19 protein-coding genes are annotated in these 17,498 nt (G+C 65.1%); 14 read left to right on the forward strand and 5 right to left on the reverse strand.

The genetic code is table 11. From position 1 onward, the window contains the following. Positions 1 to 19 precede the first annotated feature (19 nt). The 3 genes from CH271_RS16230 to CH271_RS16240 all read left to right on the forward strand — a co-directional run bounded on the left by CH271_RS16230 (position 20) and on the right by CH271_RS16240 (position 3,216). Positions 20 to 802 carry a siderophore-interacting protein gene (locus CH271_RS16230; protein WP_094634220.1) on the forward strand — a complete coding sequence of 261 codons (783 nt, stop codon included), beginning with the start codon at positions 20 to 22 and terminating at the stop codon, positions 800 to 802. A gap of 69 nt (positions 803 to 871) precedes the next feature. Continuing rightward, complete coding sequence (locus tag CH271_RS16235; RefSeq protein WP_037189641.1) at positions 872 to 1,798, forward strand: tyrosine recombinase XerC; 927 nt, start codon at positions 872 to 874, stop codon at positions 1,796 to 1,798. A gap of 209 nt (positions 1,799 to 2,007) precedes the next feature. Further along, complete coding sequence (locus CH271_RS16240) at positions 2,008 to 3,216, forward strand: MinD/ParA family ATP-binding protein (RefSeq protein WP_306437408.1); 1,209 nt, start codon at positions 2,008 to 2,010, stop codon at positions 3,214 to 3,216. A gap of 3 nt (positions 3,217 to 3,219) precedes the next feature. Here the strand turns inward: CH271_RS16240 and CH271_RS16245 are convergent, their stop codons facing one another. Then, entirely contained in the window at positions 3,220 to 3,711 is a 492-nt protein-coding gene (locus CH271_RS16245; protein WP_094634546.1) for a M23 family metallopeptidase, read from the reverse strand. A 361-nt stretch (positions 3,712 to 4,072) separates the two neighbouring features. Between CH271_RS16245 and rpsB the strand changes: the two genes are divergently transcribed. The 6 genes from rpsB (at position 4,073) to CH271_RS16275 (ending at position 9,152) form a co-directional block, all read left to right on the forward strand. Next, a complete protein-coding gene (gene rpsB / locus CH271_RS16250) occupies positions 4,073 to 4,960 on the forward strand; it encodes a 30S ribosomal protein S2 (RefSeq protein ID WP_037189638.1) in 888 nt (295 codons plus the stop codon). Between the two features lie 160 nt (positions 4,961 to 5,120). Continuing rightward, positions 5,121 to 5,945, forward strand: coding sequence for a translation elongation factor Ts (gene tsf, locus CH271_RS16255; RefSeq protein ID WP_037189637.1), 825 nt, complete (start codon positions 5,121 to 5,123; stop codon positions 5,943 to 5,945). 177 nt (positions 5,946 to 6,122) lie between these two features. Continuing rightward, the gene (pyrH, locus tag CH271_RS16260; RefSeq protein ID WP_032397808.1) at positions 6,123 to 6,851 is read left to right on the forward strand and encodes a UMP kinase; all 729 of its coding nucleotides are present in this window, start codon (positions 6,123 to 6,125) and stop codon (positions 6,849 to 6,851) included. A 55-nt stretch (positions 6,852 to 6,906) separates the two neighbouring features. Then, positions 6,907 to 7,464 carry a ribosome recycling factor gene (frr, locus tag CH271_RS16265; protein ID WP_037189636.1) on the forward strand — a complete coding sequence of 186 codons (558 nt, stop codon included), beginning with the start codon at positions 6,907 to 6,909 and terminating at the stop codon, positions 7,462 to 7,464. Between the two features lie 51 nt (positions 7,465 to 7,515). Then, entirely contained in the window at positions 7,516 to 8,415 is a 900-nt protein-coding gene (locus CH271_RS16270; protein ID WP_231893823.1) for a phosphatidate cytidylyltransferase, read from the forward strand. Positions 8,416 to 8,453: 38 nt separating this feature from the next. Beyond that, positions 8,454 to 9,152, forward strand: a complete 699-nt coding sequence (locus CH271_RS16275; protein WP_256986462.1) for a class I SAM-dependent methyltransferase — start codon at positions 8,454 to 8,456, stop codon at positions 9,150 to 9,152. A 45-nt stretch (positions 9,153 to 9,197) separates the two neighbouring features. Here CH271_RS16275 and CH271_RS16280 read toward each other — a convergent pair whose 3' ends face one another. After that, entirely contained in the window at positions 9,198 to 10,040 is an 843-nt protein-coding gene (locus tag CH271_RS16280) for an HpcH/HpaI aldolase/citrate lyase family protein (RefSeq protein ID WP_037189633.1), read from the reverse strand. A gap of 105 nt (positions 10,041 to 10,145) precedes the next feature. Then, positions 10,146 to 10,565, reverse strand: a complete 420-nt coding sequence (locus CH271_RS16285) for a LapA family protein (protein ID WP_037190165.1) — start codon at positions 10,563 to 10,565, stop codon at positions 10,146 to 10,148. Between the two features lie 159 nt (positions 10,566 to 10,724). Between CH271_RS16285 and rlmN the strand changes: the two genes are divergently transcribed. After that, positions 10,725 to 11,876: a 23S rRNA (adenine(2503)-C(2))-methyltransferase RlmN gene (rlmN, locus tag CH271_RS16290; protein WP_052047521.1), complete on the forward strand. Its 1,152-nt coding sequence runs from the start codon at positions 10,725 to 10,727 to the stop codon at positions 11,874 to 11,876. Between the two features lie 8 nt (positions 11,877 to 11,884). On the opposite strand, the gene CH271_RS16295 is transcribed toward rlmN, so the two are convergent. Beyond that, positions 11,885 to 12,154, reverse strand: coding sequence for a DUF2631 domain-containing protein (locus tag CH271_RS16295; protein ID WP_037189628.1), 270 nt, complete (start codon positions 12,152 to 12,154; stop codon positions 11,885 to 11,887). A 217-nt stretch (positions 12,155 to 12,371) separates the two neighbouring features. Here CH271_RS16295 and puuE point away from each other — a divergent pair, with 217 nt between their 5' ends. Further along, entirely contained in the window at positions 12,372 to 13,271 is a 900-nt protein-coding gene (gene puuE / locus CH271_RS16300; RefSeq protein WP_037190161.1) for an allantoinase PuuE, read from the forward strand. A gap of 1 nt (position 13,272) precedes the next feature. On the opposite strand, the gene CH271_RS16305 is transcribed toward puuE, so the two are convergent. Further along, the gene (locus CH271_RS16305; RefSeq protein ID WP_037189627.1) at positions 13,273 to 13,794 is read right to left on the reverse strand and encodes a DUF1990 family protein; all 522 of its coding nucleotides are present in this window, start codon (positions 13,792 to 13,794) and stop codon (positions 13,273 to 13,275) included. Between the two features lie 69 nt (positions 13,795 to 13,863). Here CH271_RS16305 and dxr point away from each other — a divergent pair, with 69 nt between their 5' ends. From dxr to ispG, 3 genes are read left to right on the forward strand one after another with little or no spacing between them, the layout of a single operon-like run. Continuing rightward, positions 13,864 to 15,057: a 1-deoxy-D-xylulose-5-phosphate reductoisomerase gene (dxr, locus tag CH271_RS16310; RefSeq protein WP_176460647.1), complete on the forward strand. Its 1,194-nt coding sequence runs from the start codon at positions 13,864 to 13,866 to the stop codon at positions 15,055 to 15,057. A 6-nt stretch (positions 15,058 to 15,063) separates the two neighbouring features. Beyond that, positions 15,064 to 16,275 (forward strand): M50 family metallopeptidase, encoded by a 1,212-nt coding sequence (locus CH271_RS16315; RefSeq protein WP_094634222.1) that lies wholly within the window; start codon positions 15,064 to 15,066, stop codon positions 16,273 to 16,275. Positions 16,276 to 16,312: 37 nt separating this feature from the next. Then, a complete protein-coding gene (gene ispG / locus CH271_RS16320) occupies positions 16,313 to 17,476 on the forward strand; it encodes a flavodoxin-dependent (E)-4-hydroxy-3-methylbut-2-enyl-diphosphate synthase (protein ID WP_037189624.1) in 1,164 nt (387 codons plus the stop codon). Positions 17,477 to 17,498 lie beyond the last annotated feature (22 nt).

Here is a 17,498-nt window from a genome sequence, read left to right on the forward strand (position 1 = left end):
GCTCGAAGAGGGGTCCGAAGTGCCACGCAAGAAAACCACCTTGTCCGTCCAGCGCACCGAAGCGCTCACCCCGCACATGCACCGGGTCTACCTGGGTGGGGCCAACTTCGACGACTTCGATGCGATCGACGAGACCGACGCCTACGTCAAGTTGTTCCTCGGTACCGAGGACGAACCGATCATGCGCACGTACACCGTTCGCTCGGTCGACACCGGCGCGCGGGAGATAGCCATCGACTTCGTGGTGCACGGAGACGAGGGAGTAGCCGGGCCGTGGGCCACCCGCGCGAAGCCGGGAGACGAGATGTCGTTCTTCGGCCCCTCCGGTGGGTACGCCCCGCGCCCCGACGCCGACTGGCACCTGTTCGCCGGCGACGAATCGGCGATTCCGGCGATCTCGGCTGCCGTCGAGGCGCTCCCGGAAGACGCCATCGCCAAGGTCTTCATCGAAGTCGCCGACCGGCACGACGAGATCTACATGGAGACGCTCGCCGTCGTCGATGTGACCTGGGTCCACCGGGGTGCCTCCTCGAACGAGGTCGGGGACGACCGGGCGGGAGACAACGCGCCGTTGATCGCAGCGGTGAAGGGAACCGAATGGCTGCCGGGGCAAGCGCAGGTCTTCGTACACGGGGAAGCGCAGGCGGTCATGCACAACATCCGGCCCTACATCCGCAAGGAGCGCGGGGTCGGTGCCGAGTGGGCCTCGATTTCGGGGTACTGGCGTCGCGGCCGAACCGAGGAGACGTTCCGCGTGTGGAAGCGCGAACTCGCACAGGCCGAATCCGGAGTCGATGCCTGATCCGGCGACAACCCAGCTCGGACGGCGTGTCCGGTTGTCGCGCGGCCGGCCAGCGCTCAAGCTGAGCCGATGACCGATTCGCTGCCGCCTCACCTCGGCGTTCACGTCGAGGAGTTCGCCGAGCATCTTCGACTCGGTCGAGAGCGATCCGAGCACACCATCCGGGCCTACGTCTCCGATGCTCGTTCACTGCTCGCGCACTTCGCCGAGTCCTCGCCGGATGCCACGATCGCCGACCTCGACCTCCGGGCAGTGCGTTCGTGGTTGGCCACGCACTCGGCGGCCGGATCGGCCAGAACGTCGATGGCGAGGCGAACCTCGTCGGCGAGGACGTTCGGGAAGTGGCTCGAGCGGGTGGGAGCAGTGACGGCGGCACCGGCAGAACGCCTGGCCGGTCCGGCCGGCCACCGCACGCTGCCCGGTGTTCTTCGCCACAGCCAGGCGGCACAGGCGTTGGCCGCTGCCGAATCGGGTGCCGCCGAGCTCGACCCCATCGCGCTGCGGGACAGGCTCATCGTCGAGTTGCTGTACGCGACCGGGGTGCGCGTGGGGGAGTTGTGTGGACTCGACATCGACGACGTGGACACCGAGCGCCGCCTGGTCCGCGTCATCGGCAAGGGAAACAAGGAACGCTCGGCTCCGTACGGTGGACCGGCAGCCCACGCGGTCGAGAACTGGCTGGTCAGCGGCAGACCCGAACTGGTCTCGGATCGATCCGGTGCGGCATTGCTGCTGGGACGTCGAGGTGGACGGCTCGACCAACGGCAGGCGAGAACGGCGGTACACGCCGTACTCGACACCGTCCCCGGTGGTCCCAGCCTCGGCCCACACGGCCTGCGTCATACAGCGGCAACTCACTTGCTCGAAGGTGGAGCCGATCTGAGGGTGGTGCAGGAGTTGCTCGGCCACGCCTCTCTGGCGACCACCCAGATCTACACACACGTGTCGGTGGAGCGGCTGCGTGCCGTGCACGATCAGGCTCATCCCCGAGCGTGAGCCGAGCGTCGGCAGCACAACGTTTGGTAGCGTCGTGTACCGACTGACAACACCGAATACGGGGGACCGTGGACCGCGACCGACCGCAAGGTACTTCGGAGACGTGGTCCATGCATGTCCGGAACGGCTCCGCCGCCGATCATCAGAGCTCCTCTGGTCGGTCGGACAGCGCACGCGACACTGCCGGCGGGCCCGTATCGTCGAATTCGATGTCCACTCCCCGCTCGACGCCTCGGCAGCCGCCACCCTGGCAGACACCCGACTCGGGCGACCGACAGCCGATGCCGCCGCGGTACAACCCGCCGGTGCCGGTCGAGCCCGGGCCTCCGGCCGTGCAGCCGGACCGATACCAGCCGGACCGATACCAGCCGGACCGATACCTGCCGGTGCCGCCGCACACCGAGGATTCTCGGACGCACCCCGATCGATGGTCGCCACAACCCTGGTCGGGGGCACCCAACGCCTATCGACCCAACAGTCAGGATCTGGGCGCGGACTCGCTGCTCAAGCGTCCCAAGCGAGCGTCGAACTCGGGCTGGCGGCGAGGCGTGCACCGGCTCACCGGCGGCGTCATCAACCCAGGCGAATCGACGGCCGAAGAGCGGTACCGAAACCAGGTCGAACGCATTCGGCAGCCGGTGCTCGGCGACTACCGGATCGCCTTCCTGTCGCTCAAGGGTGGCGTCGGTAAGACGACGACCACGCTGGGCCTCGGTTCGACTTTCGCATCGCTGCGCGGAGATTGCGTCATCGCGGTGGACGCAAATCCCGACTTCGGCACCCTGGGGGAGCGAGTTCCGCGTCAGACGGCGTCGACCGTGCGCGATCTGCTGGCCGCCGCACCCAACATTCGTCGCTACTCCGACATCCGCGAGCACACCTCGCAGGCGCCGAGTCGACTCGAAGTGTTGGCAGGCGAGCGCGACCCCGCCGCGTCGGAGATGTTCGGCGAAGAGGACTACCGCGCCGTCATCGACATGCTGCAGGTGTACTACAACCTGATCCTGACCGACTGCGGCACCGGGATCATGCACTCGGCGATGAACGGGGTGCTGCAACTGGCGAACGCGCTGGTTCTGGTCAGCTCGCCGGCAGTCGACGGTGCGCGCAGTGCTGCGGCGACGCTGGACTGGCTGGAGCTGCACGGCTACGGCCATCTGGTCGAACGGACCGTGGTGGTGATCAGCTCTGTCCGCCCGGGTTCGTCGGCGGTGGACATGAACTTGCTGCAACAGCACTTCCTCGAGCGCTGTCGCGCCGTGCTGGTGGTTCCGTTCGACGAGCACCTCGCCGAGGGTGCCGTGGTCGATCTCGACCTGTTGCGTCCCCAGACTCGAAGTGCGTTCGTCGAACTCGCGGCGATGGTCGCCGACGATTTTCCCGCGGCGTCCGGCAGACACTCCGGCCCACAGCGCTGACGATCATCTGCCGTCTTCGTCGAGGGGTTTCAACCTGATCGGAGTCGCGCGCACCGACGCCGTGGGATCGAGATAGTCGCGGCCACGTCTGATGCCCCAGTGCAGGCACGTTGACGTGCAGCTCTCGTGCCCCGAGGTCAACGAACCCAGCACGGTCCCTCGACGAACTCGCGCGCCGGCGGCAACCGAGGCCAGCACAGGTTCGTACGTCGATCTCAGTCCGCCCGGATGATCCACCGATACGACGGGCTTTCCCGCGACCGACCCAGAGAACACCACGGTGCCGTCGGCGACGGCCAGAACCGACTGGCCCTCCTGTGCGGCCAGGTCCACACCACGGTGGCCGGGCAGCCAGTTCTGCTCGGGACGGTCGAACGGGGTGACGACCTGCGGCCGCGGCTGCAGCGGCCAGGCGAACGTGCCTGGCTGCGCCGATGCGACCGGCGTCGAGAGAGCTACCGCCGTCGCGAGGCACACGGCGAGTGTGCGGCGCATGGGAGAGGTGTTCACCCGTCGACCATCTCCTGGATCGGAGCGATCGAACGGACCCGAGGGTGATTTGTGGACAAGTGATTTCTTTGTCCACAGGCCCCGGAATCTCTTGACAGTCGGGCCTGGTTATGACGGGGGCGGTGGCAGGTCTACACTCGTCACTTGCGGCCTGTGCGTGCACGGGTCGACTTCGCGCGTCCGCGTCATCGCATCGTCTGCTTCGATCAGAATCACCGATACGAGAACCGGTTGTCGGCGGTCCTGAGATCTTCGTGATGTCAGGTCCGGCAACTTCAGCGGGCGCCAGGGCAGAGGTCACCGACACTCTGCGTCAACCGCACCATCGAAAGAGAGTTCTTCAGCCATGGCTGTAGTAACAATGAAGCAGCTGCTCGACAGCGGCACACACTTCGGACACCAGACCCGTCGCTGGAACCCGAAGATGAAGCGATTCATCTTCACCGACCGCAACGGCATCTACATCATCGACTTGCAGCAGACTCTGACCTTCATCGACAGGGCCTACGAGTTCGTCAAGGAGACCGTTGCCCACAATGGCACGGTTCTGTTCGTCGGCACCAAGAAGCAGGCGCAGGAGTCCATCGCCGCTGAGGCAACCCGCGTGGGCATGCCCTACGTGAACCAGCGCTGGCTCGGTGGCATGCTCACCAACTTCCAGACGGTGCACAAGCGTCTGCTCCGCCTCAAGGAGCTCGAGGCCATGGAGCAGACCGGTGGCTTCGAGGGACGCACCAAGAAGGAAATCCTCATGCTCACGCGTGAGATGACCAAGCTCGACCGCACCCTCGGTGGCATCCGGGACATGTCCAAGGTTCCGTCGGCCATCTGGATCGTCGACACCAACAAGGAGCACCTCGCGGTTGCCGAGGCTCGCAAGCTGAACATCCCGGTCATCGCGATCCTCGACACCAACTGCGATCCCGACGTGGTCGACTACCCGATCCCGGGTAACGACGACGCGATCCGTTCCGCTGCGCTGCTGACCAAAGTCGTCGCATCCGCAGTCGCCGAGGGCGTGCAGGCGCGAGCGGGTCAGAACACTGCATCCGACGCCAAGCCCGAGGTCGGCGCAGGCGAGCCCCTCGCCGAGTGGGAGCTCGAGCAGCTCGCTCAGGCTTCACCGGCAGCAGAGGCTCCCGCAGCAGAGGCCCCCGCGGCGGACGCTCCGGCAGCAGAGGCTCCCGCAGCGGACGCTCCGGCAGCAGAAGAAGCACCGGCCGCTCAGGCTTGATCGAATTCGGTCCCGGTTCACCCTCAGGGGTGGGCCGGGGCCGCTTCGGTATGTCAGGGTTGTGGTCGTTACGGCTCCGCAGTGAGCCCGTCGATCCCGCCCTGTGAACAGCATTTTTCGTCAACGCCCGTACCCAGACTTTTGAGGAGGCTCGCCCACGATGGCGAACTACACTGCCGCCGACGTCAAGCGGCTCCGTGAGCTCACCGGCTCCGGAATGATGGACTGCAAGAACGCGCTCGCCGAGAACGACGGAGACTACGACAAGGCCGTCGAGTACCTGCGTATCAAGGGTGCCAAGGACGTCGGCAAGCGCGCCGAGCGCAACACCGCCGAAGGCCTCGTCGTCGCCGAGGGTGGAGTGCTCGTGGAGATCAACTCCGAAACCGACTTCGTGGCCAAGAACGACGAGTTCCAGACGTTCGCCGCGTCCGTCGCGGCGACGGCTGCAGCAGGCAAGCCGGCCGACGTCGATGCCCTCAAGGCGCTCGACCTGAACGGCAAGACGGTCGAAACGGCTCTGAACGAGCTGTCGGCGAAGATCGGCGAGAAGCTCGAACTGCGTCGCGTCGTGTCCTACGACGGCAACACCGCCACGTACCTGCACAAGCGCAGCGCGGACCTGCCGCCTGCCGTCGGCGTGCTGGTCGAGTACACCGGTGACGGCGATGCCGCAGGAGATGCCGCACGCGCAGCTGCGATGCAGATCGCAGCCCTCAAGGCCAAGTACGTCACGCGCGACGAGGTCCCCGAGGACCTCGTGGCCGCCGAGCGTCGCATCGCCGAGGAGACCGCTCGCGAAGAAGGCAAGCCGGAGCAGGCACTGCCGAAGATCGTCGAAGGTCGCGTGAACGGATTCTTCAAGGACGTCGTTCTCACCGAACAGAAGTCGGTGCAGGACGGCAACAAGACCGTCAAGGCCATTCTCGACGAGGCCGGCGTCACCATCACCCGCTTCTCTCGGTTCGAGGTCGGCGCCAGCTAGTCTGCGCACCGGTTCGGTCGAGGCGATGCCGTTCATTCGATTCCATCGAGTGGGCGGCATCGCTCGTGCGCGGGGCAGGTGGGTGTGCAGGACGGAGCCCTGTCCACCACCCGGGCATCGATAGGGCAGGATGATCCAAGAAGAAACCGTAGTGTTCGACGAGTACCGAGGAGAGCTATGACCGATCCGGCCCCTGACCGTCCCGGGTTCCGACGCGTGATGCTCAAACTGGGTGGGGAGATGTTCGGAGGCGGCCAGGTCGGTCTCGATCCGGATGTCGTGAACAACGTTGCCGAACAGATCGCCGAGGTGGTGGCCACCGGGGTTCAGGTCGCGGTGGTGATCGGCGGTGGCAATTTCTTCCGTGGTGCCGAACTGCAGCAGCGCGGCATGGACAGGTCTCGCTCGGACTACATGGGCATGCTGGGTACCGTGATGAACTGTCTTGCGCTGCAAGACTTTCTGGAGAAGCAAGGCGTTGCCACCAGGGTGCAGACCGCGATCACGATGGGTCAGGTCGCAGAGCCGTACCTCCCGCTGCGTGCGCGACGGCACCTGGAGAAGGGGCGCGTCGTGATCTTCGGAGCCGGCATGGGCATGCCGTATTTCTCCACCGACACCACGGCTGCCCAGCGCGCGCTGGAAATCGGTGCCGAGGTGTTGTTGATGGCCAAGGCGGTCGACGGCGTGTACTCGGCCGATCCGCGCCTCGACCCCGATGCCACGATGTTCGACACCATCACGCACCGCGAAGCCATCGAACAGGGACTCAAGGTTGCCGACGCGACGGCCTTCAGCCTGTGCATGGACAATCAGATGCCGATGCTGGTGTTCAATTTGCTGATTCAGGGAAATATCGCTCGCGCTGTGTCCGGTGAGAAGATCGGCACGCTGGTCACGTCGTGATCGTCGCCGACAGTGACGTGAGCGAATCGAAGACGAAGACGATGGAGGACAGATCGTGATTGACGAAGCTCTCTTCGATGCCGAAGAGAAGATGGAAAAGGCCGTATCGGTTGCACGTGACGATCTGTCCTCGATTCGCACCGGACGTGCCAACCCCGGAATGTTCTCCCGCATCGTCATCGAGTACTACGGTGCCCTGACGCCGATCACCCAGCTCGCCAGTATCAGCGTCCCCGAAGCGCGCCTCGTGGTCATCAAGCCGTACGAGTCCAATCAGCTCGGGCCCATCGAAACCGCCATTCGCAACTCCGACCTCGGTGTCAATCCCACCAACGACGGCAACCTCATTCGAATCGGAGTTCCGCAGCTCACCGAGGAACGGCGCCGCGAATTCGTCAAGCAGGCCAAGGGCAAGGGCGAGGACGCGAAGGTGTCGATTCGCAACGTCCGCCGGAAGACGATGGAAGAGCTCAAGCGAATCCAGAAGGACGGCGAAGCAGGCGAGGACGAGGTCGTCCGCGCCGAGAACGATCTCGACAAGACCACTGCGAAGTACACCGCCTCCGTCGACGAACTCGTCAAGCGCAAAGAGGGCGAGCTGATGGAGGTCTGACCCGACCTCGACAGCTGCTTTTCACGACGGACGACGATGAAATTCGAGGAGATGACGACAGTGGTGGGACCGGATCGGCAGGAGGGCAGCGGTACGCCCGCTGCCTCGTCCGGGGTCGCCGCAGCGAAGTCGACGGGCAAGGCAGGCCGTAATCTGCCCGCCGCGATCGGAGTCGGCGGGTCGTTGGGCATCGGTCTGATTCTCGTCCTCGTCTTCGTGCCGCTGGTGTGGATCGGGGTGGTGGCCGTCGCGCTGGCCGTTGCCACCTACGAGGTGTCGAAGCGCCTGCGCGAGGGTGGGGTACTGGTGCCCCGCATTCCCCTGATCCTCGGCGGTCAGGCGATGATCTGGCTCGGCTGGCCGTTCGGGGCGGTCGGTGTGCTCAGCGCTGCGGTGGGCACTGTCCTGGTGTGCATGGTGTGGCTGCTGCTGCGGCAGGGATTCGGCACCGCTCCGAAGAACTACCTCGAAGAACTTTCCGTCACCGTCCTCGTGGCATGTTGGTTGCCGCTGCTGGCCTCGTTCACCGTCCTGATGGTGCTGCAGGACAACGGCGCAGGCCGCATCCTGGTGTTCGTCATCGGCGTCGTGTGCTCGGACATCGGCGGTTACATCGCGGGTGTGTTGTTCGGAAAGCACCCGATGGCACCTGCCATCAGCCCGAAGAAGTCCTGGGAGGGGCTCGCCGGGTCACTCATCTTCTGCATCATCGGATGTCTGCTGACGGTCACGCTCATCCTCGAGGCCAACTCGATGATCGGCATCCTTCTCGGCGTGGTGCTGGTGGTGACCGGCACGTTGGGCGATCTGATCGAGTCGCAGGTCAAGCGTGATCTCCGCATCAAGGACATGGGCACCCTGCTGCCCGGCCACGGCGGCATCATGGACAGGCTCGACTCGCTGCTGCCCTCGGCTTTCGTGGCATGGCTCGTCTTCACCGTTCTCCTCTGAGCAGACTGCTCTCGGGCGTGCGCAGTGATGTCACCGGGGTGATTCCCAGCCCCAACATCTGGAACTGGCCACACCTGTACGAGGCGGAGAACCGCGCTCAGGACGTCGACGGTGCACTGTTCGATGCGATCCGGTCGGTTGCGGACTGGTCGGCGAAGACTGTCGTCGACGTCGGCTGCGGAAGCGGCTTCCATCTTCCGATCTTCGCGGCCGACGCCCAACGAGTACTGGGAATCGAGCCGCACGAACCACTCGCTGCCTCGGCGAGAGCACGAGTCGCGAACCTGCCGAACGTCGAGGTGAGGACGGCGCAGGCGGATTCCCTGCCGATCGGCGACGGCACAATGGACGTCGTCCATGCGCGCACCGCGTACTTCTTCGGACCGGGCTGCGGGCCGGGAATCGTCGACGCCATGCGCGTGCTCGGGCCGGGCGGAGCGTTGGTCGTCGTGGATCTGGACGCCACCGCGTCGCCGTACGGGGATTGGATGCGGGCCGATCTACCGCATTACGACCCGTTCACGGTCGAGGCGTTCTTCGAGGCACAGGGTTTTGCACTGACCCGCGTCGACACGAGGTGGTCGTTCCCGAATCGACGCGTGATGCGCGATGTGCTGGGAATCGAGTTCGGCCCACGCGTTGCGCGTGATGCCATGAAGTCGGTGGACGGGGTGTCGTTCGATGTCCGGTATCGAGTCCACGTCCGATACAAGCCGACCGGAATCGAGTTGCGCTAGCGAGCCGGTGGGCAACGGCCGACGCACCTCGACTGCGGGGCTGTATCAGGAGGCGGCAGAGATTCCGAAGATCTCCGCCAGTTCGTTGATCTTGAGTGCTTTCGCCAGACGAGGTAGGTCGCTTCCGTCCTTGACGTGTGCTCCGTCGGCACCGAGGGCATCGATGACGTCACGGGCCCACGACACATCCGTGGGTGACGGGGCGAGCTCGCGGTTGACGATGGCAGCCTGCTCCGAATGCATGCACAGCTTGCCCGTCATGCCCATCGACAGGGTCAGAGCTGCATCGCGTCCGAGGATGCTGTCGTTGGCCGTCAGTGTCGGTCCGTCGATCGGCCCCGGGATGCGCGCTGCGCGTGAGGACACGACGAGGCGCGAGCGGGGGTATGCCATCGCCAGCGGGTCGTCGCTCATGCCCGTGTCGCGGCGGAAGTCGCCACTGCCGAAGGCGAGACGGAACGTCGAATCCGCGCGGGCGATCTCCGTTGCGGCTTCGAGGCCCATCGCCGACTCCACCAGTGCCAGGATCGGGGTGCCGGGTGCCAGGCGAGCAGCTGTTGCCTCGACCTGGCCGCCGCTCTCGGTTTTCGCGAGCATGACACCGACCAGACCGGGTAGGCCGGACAGAGCGGCGAGGTCATCGGCCCAGTACGGGGTCGTTGCGTCGTTGATGCGGACCCACGCAGAGTTTCCTTCGCCGAGCCACCGCACAACGGCCTCGCGCGCGGCCGGCTTCTTGGCGGGCGCGACTGCGTCTTCGATGTCGAGGATGACGGCATCGACTCCCGACGCGACGGCGTCGCCGAAGGTTTCGGGCTTGGTGGCCGGTACCAGCAGCCAGGACCGTGCTCGGTCGGGGGCTACGCCGGATGCCACGGGTGTCTCCATGAAAGTTGTCACGTCATGCTCCTCGAGTGAAGTGGGGCACCCCAAGCCTGATCGATTCAGTCGATGCGCGCCACCTTCTGTACATAGTGTTCACGATCTGTGCTGCTACTTCTTCTTCGCTGCGCGCCGGACCTGAAGGATTCGAGCTCCGCCGACCATCGCCATGACCAGTGCACCTGCGATCGCGGCCAGCAGCATGCTGATGCCCAATGGCAGATCGAGCTGCCAGGCGAAGATCTGTACGGTGACGGAGTCGAGATTCTGCACGATGAACACGAGCAGAACGACCAGGACCACGGCCCCGACCACGAGGCCGGTCCACAGCGCAGCGGTGCGGGTGTGGGCGATGTCGGTCGAGCTGCCTGCCTGGGGCTCCGGGACGAACTCGGGATCCGGCGCGGAATGACCGTCCGAATCCGGAGTCGTGATGGGAGCGAGGTCACCCGAGGCGCTGTGGTCGCCGGGGTGAACCGCACCTGATGTGTCCAGCGATGTCTCGTGACTGTCGTCAGCTCTGGTGGCCATGTCGATGATCCTTCCGCACGTGAAGGCCGAATGCACGCGCATCCGGCCACGACCTCGATACCCATCGGGTAACGGACGGAAACCGGCGCGAATAGGACTGCGAGGCAATGAGGTGGACAATGGAAACATGCAGCGTCAGCGAAAGATGGGGGGTGGAGCATGAGTGACTCCGCCGAGGCAACGAACACGTCGACCGAGCAGAAGAGGCCCAATCTCCCCTTGGTCTTCACTGCGCCGCGTCGCGGCATGCCGTCGCGTCACCTCGCCGACCTGGACAAAGAGGGTCTGCGGGATGCGGTCAAGGCGCTCGGTCTGCCTGCGTTTCGCGCCGATCAGCTGGCCCGGCACTACTACGGGCGTCTGGAGGCCGACACCACCAAGATGACCGACCTTCCGGCCGAGGCCCGCGAGAAGGTCGGTGCCGATCTCTTTCCCACATTGCTGACGCCGATCAAGCACCTGGCATGTGACGACGGTGACACTCGAAAGACCCTGTGGAAGGCCAACGACGGAACACTTCTCGAAAGTGTCCTGATGCGGTACCCGGATCGGGCGACTCTGTGCATCTCGAGTCAGGCCGGCTGCGGAATGGCCTGTCCCTTCTGTGCGACCGGCCAGGCCGGTCTGACGAGGAACCTGTCGACGGCCGAGATCGTCGACCAGGTCCGTTCGGCTGCAGCCGATCTGCGTGACGGCGTGGTTCACGGGGGCGAAGGACGACTGTCGAACGTGGTCTTCATGGGGATGGGCGAGCCCCTGGCGAACTACAAGAGGGTCGTCTCCGCGGTGCGCAAGATCGTCTCGCCCGCACCCGACGGACTCGGCCTCTCACAGCGATCGGTGACGGTGTCGACGGTCGGACTGGCACCGGCCATTCGGAAGCTGGCCGACGAGGGACTGTCGGTGACGCTGGCGGTGTCGTTGCACACGCCCGACGACGAGCTCCGCGACACGCTGGTTCCGGTCAACAATCGCTGGTCGGTGGCCGAAGTACTGTCGGCGGCCAGGTACTACGCCGATCAGACCGGTCGGCGTGTGTCGATCGAGTACGCGATGATCCGGGACGTGAACGATCAGCCGTGGCGAGCGGACATGTTGGGCAAGAAGCTGCACAAGGCGCTCGGCTCGCGGGTCCACGTGAACCTGATCCCACTCAATCCGACTCCGGGTAGCGAATGGGACGCCAGCCCGAAGCCGGTGGAGAGAGAATTCGTTCGTCGGGTGATCGCGCAGGGTGTCTCGTGCACCGTCCGTGACACCCGCGGTCAGGAGATCGCCGCGGCGTGCGGTCAGCTGGCAGCCGAGAACTGAATCGGTTGCTAGCGGGGCTTGCGGCGGACGATCACGTCTCGCACGACGAGCCCGACCAGCGTCGCCGCGAATCCGATCAACCACAGATCCTCGACCTTGCCGGTGTGGTTGCCGATCATCATGAACAGCAGGAACACGGCGACGACGATGGCGGCCACCCGCATCGCGCGATTCGACTCACCACTCCACCCCCACTCGGCGGACGGCACGTCCGGCACCTCGTGGCGGGTATCGACGACCTGGTCGTACGAAGCGGATTCCAGTTCGGTATTGGCCACCGGTCGGTCCTCTCGGGTGATGAATTCTCGAAGTCGTCCTTCACGGGGCGTCGAGCCTGCCGCGTTCGGACAATATTGGCATACGACCGCCCGTCGTAGCCATCAGGGTTGTGTGCTCATCCGGCGCGACAGCCGACTTCGATGAGAGACTGCGGCGGTGACGTCCGAGCGCCTTCCGCATCCGCTGACCCAGTTTCCGTTGAGCTACCCCCGAGACATGGTGGGGTACGGCCGCACGCCGCCGCATGCCCAGTGGCCGGGTGAGGCCAACATCGCTGTTCAGTTCGTCCTCAACTACGAGGAGGGTGCGGAGAACAACGTCCTCGACGGTGACACCAAATCCGAGACGTTCCTCTCGGAAATGATCGGGGCACAAGCCTTTCCGAACCGCCACATGAGCATGGAGTCGCTGTACGAGTACGGCTCGAGGGCCGGCGTGTGGCGGGTGCTGCGGGCGTTCGAGAAACGCGACCTACCCCTGACGGTGTTCGCTGTCGCGAAGGCCATGGAACGAAACCCGGAAGTGGTTGCCGCACTGGCGGAATTGGGCCACGAGATCGCATGCCACGGTCTGCGGTGGCTGTCCTACCAGCAGATCGACGAGAACGTCGAGCGCGAGCACATGGCCGAGGCCGTGGCCATCCTTCAGGGCCTCACCGGCTCGGCCCCGCTCGGGTGGTACACCGGACGTGACTCTCCGAACACCCGGTCGCTCGTCGTCGAGCACGGCGGATTCGTGTACGACTCGGATTCCTACGCCGACGATCTTCCCTACTGGGAGAAGGTCTCTCGCGGCTCCGAGGTGGTCGATCATCTGGTGGTGCCGTACACCCTCGACACGAACGACATGAGATTCGCCTCGCCGGGCGGCTTCTCGACCGGGGACGAGTTCTATGCGCATCTGCGGGACGCGTTCGACGTGCTGTACGCCGAGGGGGAGAACGGCAGCCCCAAGATGCTCTCGGTCGGACTGCACTGCAGGCTGGTCGGCAGGCCGGCTCGCATCGCCGCCCTCGAACGTTTTCTCGATCACGTTCAGTCTCACGAGAAGGTGTGGGTGGCGAAGCGAATCGACATCGCCGAGCACTGGCGCGCCGTACACCCGCCCTCCTCCTGACTCAGCGCGGCGACCGGCACGCAGACTCCAGCGCGGCCAGATAGCGATCGGTGAACAGGGCCTGGACCCGCTTGCCCACCGGACCACCGAGCCTGGTGTACCAGCGGCCGGGGTTCGAGAACGCGGTGATGTGCGCGGAGACCGTCCCGTCCTCGGGGGAGTAGTCGACGTAGAACAGTTCCTCGCCGGACTCGGGATGGCCGTCGAGCGTGCCGTAGGCGAAGCCCTGTCGGTTGGCTTCGTCGATGACGTAGACGACCCGGCACGGGATGCGGACGGGCCCGAGGGTGAGCACGACCACGGCGTCGGGGACGGCGTTGTCGTTGCTGGAGTGAACCTTCAGCCCGGTGCCGCGATGCATGTCCCAGCGCATCAGTGCGTCGGCTGCGGCTACGAAGTCGTCGACTCCGGATCCGATGACCCGCGACTTCTCGACGTGGTGGTAACCGGTCGGGAGCCTGCCGCTCGTTGCCCCTACGTCGGCGTAGTTGAACGATGCTGCGGTGTACTTCGAGACGTCCATGTCTTCCACCCTGCCAGCATCGGCGGAGCGCATAGGGGTTTCTCAGGCTCGGTAGGCAACAATGGACCGGTGTCAGACCATCGTGAGCGAACGACCACCTCGGATCGCCCCGAGCCGATTCGCGTGCTGCTGCTGGGGAGCACCGGCTCGATCGGAACCCAAGCGCTCGACGTCATCGCAGCAAACCCGGATCGCTTCGTCGTCGTGGGTCTTGCGGCCGGCGGCGGAAACATCGACCTTCTTCGTCGTCAGATCGCCGAGACCGGCGTTCGGCGTGTCGCTGTCGCCGACCCCGCCGCTGCCGCCGAGCTCGACCTTCCCGGGGTTCTGAGCGGGCCCCGTGCGGTGACCGAGCTCGTCGAATCGACGCAGGCCGACGTGGTGCTCAACGCGCTGGTGGGCTCGCTCGGTCTCGAACCGACGTTGGCGGCGCTGAAGACCGGAGCCCGGCTGGCGTTGGCCAACAAGGAATCGCTGGTGGCAGGCGGCGAACTCGTACTCGCTGCCGCCGCGCCAGGACAGATCGTTCCGGTGGACTCGGAGCATTCGGCGCTGGCGCAATGCCTGCGCAGTGGCCACCGAAGCGAGGTGGATCGACTGATCCTCACCGCATCGGGTGGACCGTTCCGAGGCTGGAGCGAAACGGAACTGAAGTCGGTGACGCCTGCCCAGGCCGCGGCTCATCCCACCTGGTCGATGGGTCCGATGAACACGTTGAACTCGGCGACGCTGGTCAACAAGGGCCTCGAGCTCATCGAAGCGCATCTGCTGTTCGGGGTGCCGTACGAGAAGATCGACGTCACCGTGCACCGGCAATCCATCGTTCATTCGATGGTCACGTTCGTGGACGGATCCACCATTGCGCAGGCCAGCCCGCCGGACATGAAGCTGCCGATCGGGTTGGCGCTCGGGTGGCCGGAGCGAGTGCCCGACGTCGCGCGTGCACTCGATTTCACTGCAGCGTTCTCCTGGGACTTCGAACCACTCGACGATCGAGTGTTCCCCGCCGTTCAGCTGGCCCGCGAGGCCGGAATCATGGGCGGGTGCATGACGGCGGTGTACAACGCGTCCAACGAGATCGCTGCCGAGGCGTTCCTGGCCGGCCGCATCGAATTCCCCGAGATCGTGCACACGGTGCGGGCCGTTGTCAGCGACGGCGGAGGGGACTGGTCGGCGGTGCCGACTACCGTGGACGACGTCCTCGCGGCGGATTCCTGGGCTCGCGCACATGCGCGTGAGCTACTGAAACAGAAGGGCCTTTAGACTCACATGCTGTTCGCTCTGGGCGTGGTTCTGTTTGCCGTCGGCATCGGTGTGTCGATCGCACTGCACGAGGCAGGACACATGTGGACCGCGAAAGCGCTCGGCATGAAGGTTCGCCGGTACTACATCGGGTTCGGTCCCAAGATCTTCTCCTTCCGGCGCGGCGAGACCGAATACGGCCTCAAGGCGATCCCGGCCGGTGGCTTCTGCGATATCGCCGGAATGACCGCGATCGACGAACTCGCACCCGACGAGGTCGAGCGCGCGATGTACCGCCAGAAGACGTGGAAGCGGATCGTCGTCATGGTCGGCGGCATCGCGATGAACTTCGTACTCGGCATCGTGCTGGTCTATGCGCTGGTCCTCGGCTGGGGAACGGTCGACCGTGAGACACCGACGACGACGGTTCAGGGTGTCGTCTGTGTCGGGACGACGCAAACGGTCGACGGGGAGATCGCGGACTGCACGGGTGACGGTCCGGCCGCGGCGGCAGGTCTGCGGCAGGGCGACATCATCACCGCGGTGGACGGCAAGCCCACGGAGGTCTGGTCCGACGCCGTGCTCGCCATCCAGGCGTCGTCGGGCTCGGTCGACCTGACAGTCGACCGTGACGGTGCTTCGCGGACGATCACGGTCCCGGTCACACAGGTTCAGCGATACGTCATCGATCCCGACACCGGCGCGAAGGAATCGACGACGGTCGGGGCGGTGGGTGTCACCGGAGGTCCGCCGCCGAACATCACGTACAACCCGATCGAAGCGGTGCCCGAGACGTTCGTCTTCACCGGAGAGATCTTCGTGCAGACCGGCAAAGCTCTCGTGCAGCTACCGACCAAGGTGCAGGCGCTGTGGGAGTCGATCTTCGGCGGCGAACGTGGCCTCGACACTCCGATGAGCGTCGTGGGTGCCAGCGTCATCGGTGGTCAGGCCGCAGAGACGAACAACTGGGCGACGTTCGTCGGACTGCTCGCGTCCTTGAACTTCTTCCTCGGAGCGTTCAACATCGTGCCGTTGTTGCCGTTGGACGGCGGCCACATCGCCGTGACCATCTACGAGCGGATCAGGAACATCTTCCGCAACCGTCGCGGCCTGCCCGACGGTGCGCCGGTGGACTACATGAAGCTGATGCCGGTCACCTACGTGGTCATCGTCGTTTTCATCGGGTTCTCCTTGTTGACACTCACGGCGGACATCGTCAACCCGATTCAATTGTTCTAAGTAGACTCGTCAGTCGTAGCTAGGAAAGAAGGCCACTGTGTCCGTGTCAGTCGGATTGGGAATGCCGGCACCGCCGGTGCCAGTACTCGCGCCGCGTCGAAAGACCAGGCAGCTCCAGGTCGGGTCCGTGGGGGTGGGCAGCGACAGCCCCATCTCGGTGCAGTCCATGTGCACCACCAAGACCCACGACATCAACGCCACGCTGCAGCAGATCGCCGAACTCACGGCATCGGGCTGCGACATCGTGCGTGTGGCATGCCCCACACAGGACGACGCGGATGCATTGTCGATCATCGCCAAGAAGAGTCAGATTCCGGTGATCGCCGACATCCACTTCCAGCCCAAGTACATTTTCGCCGCGATCGACGCAGGCTGCGCCGCGGTACGAGTGAACCCGGGCAACATCAAGGAATTCGACGGCCGGGTCAAGGAAGTCGCCAAAGCTGCCGGTGACGCGAACATTCCGATCCGCATCGGCGTCAACGCCGGATCGCTCGACCCTCGCCTGATGAAGAAGTACGGCAAGGCGACACCGGAGGCCCTGGTGGAGTCCGCGCTGTGGGAGGCGGGTCTGTTCGAGGAGCACGGGTTCGGCGACATCAAGATCTCCGTCAAGCACAACGACCCGGTCGTCATGGTCGCCGCGTACGAGCAACTCGCTGCGCAGTGCGACTACCCGCTGCACCTCGGCGTCACCGAAGCCGGGCCCGCGTTCCAGGGGACAATCAAGTCCGCAGTCGCCTTCGGCGCGTTGCTGTCCAAGGGGATCGGCGACACCATTCGCGTCTCCCTGTCGGCCCCGCCTGCGGAGGAGATCAAGGTCGGCAACCAGATTCTGCAGTCCTTCAATCTCCGCCCCCGCAAGCTCGAGATCGTCTCCTGCCCGTCATGTGGACGGGCGCAGGTCGACGTGTACACCCTGGCCGACGAGGTCACCGCGGGACTGGAGGGCATGGAGATTCCGCTTCGCGTCGCCGTGATGGGATGTGTCGTCAACGGACCGGGCGAGGCGCGCGACGCCGACCTCGGCGTGGCGTCGGGCAACGGCAAGGGCCAGATCTTCGTCAAGGGCAAGGTCATCAAGACCGTGCCCGAGGCTCAGATCGTGGAGACCTTGATCGAGGAAGCAATGCGCATCGCCGAGGAATTCGACAAGGATGAGACTGCAGACGGTGGCGCACCGGTCGTGACGGTCAGCTGAGCAGGTTCGACCGGTTCGGTGT

Source organism: Rhodococcus sp. 05-340-2 (assembly GCF_002258915.1).
Classification (GTDB): domain Bacteria; phylum Actinomycetota; class Actinomycetes; order Mycobacteriales; family Mycobacteriaceae; genus Rhodococcoides.

Bases quoted from the DNA above. Each gene is read 5' to 3' on its own strand.
- CH271_RS16235 (WP_037189641.1), top strand. From the start codon at position 872: ATGACCGATTCGCTGCCGCCTCACCTCGGCGTTCACGTCGAGGAGTTC.
- CH271_RS16240 (WP_306437408.1), top strand. From the start codon at position 2,008: ATGTCCACTCCCCGCTCGACGCCTCGGCAGCCGCCACCCTGGCAGACA.
- CH271_RS16245 (WP_094634546.1), bottom strand. From the start codon at position 3,711: ATGCGCCGCACACTCGCCGTGTGCCTCGCGACGGCGGTAGCTCTCTCG.
- rpsB (WP_037189638.1), top strand. From the start codon at position 4,073: ATGGCTGTAGTAACAATGAAGCAGCTGCTCGACAGCGGCACACACTTC.
- tsf (WP_037189637.1), top strand. From the start codon at position 5,121: ATGGCGAACTACACTGCCGCCGACGTCAAGCGGCTCCGTGAGCTCACC.
- pyrH (WP_032397808.1), top strand. From the start codon at position 6,123: ATGACCGATCCGGCCCCTGACCGTCCCGGGTTCCGACGCGTGATGCTC.
- CH271_RS16270 (WP_231893823.1), top strand. From the start codon at position 7,516: ATGACGACAGTGGTGGGACCGGATCGGCAGGAGGGCAGCGGTACGCCC.
- CH271_RS16280 (WP_037189633.1), bottom strand. From the start codon at position 10,040: ATGGAGACACCCGTGGCATCCGGCGTAGCCCCCGACCGAGCACGGTCC.
- CH271_RS16285 (WP_037190165.1), bottom strand. From the start codon at position 10,565: ATGGCCACCAGAGCTGACGACAGTCACGAGACATCGCTGGACACATCA.
- rlmN (WP_052047521.1), top strand. From the start codon at position 10,725: ATGAGTGACTCCGCCGAGGCAACGAACACGTCGACCGAGCAGAAGAGG.
- puuE (WP_037190161.1), top strand. From the start codon at position 12,372: ATGGTGGGGTACGGCCGCACGCCGCCGCATGCCCAGTGGCCGGGTGAG.
- CH271_RS16305 (WP_037189627.1), bottom strand. From the start codon at position 13,794: ATGGACGTCTCGAAGTACACCGCAGCATCGTTCAACTACGCCGACGTA.
- CH271_RS16315 (WP_094634222.1), top strand. From the start codon at position 15,064: ATGCTGTTCGCTCTGGGCGTGGTTCTGTTTGCCGTCGGCATCGGTGTG.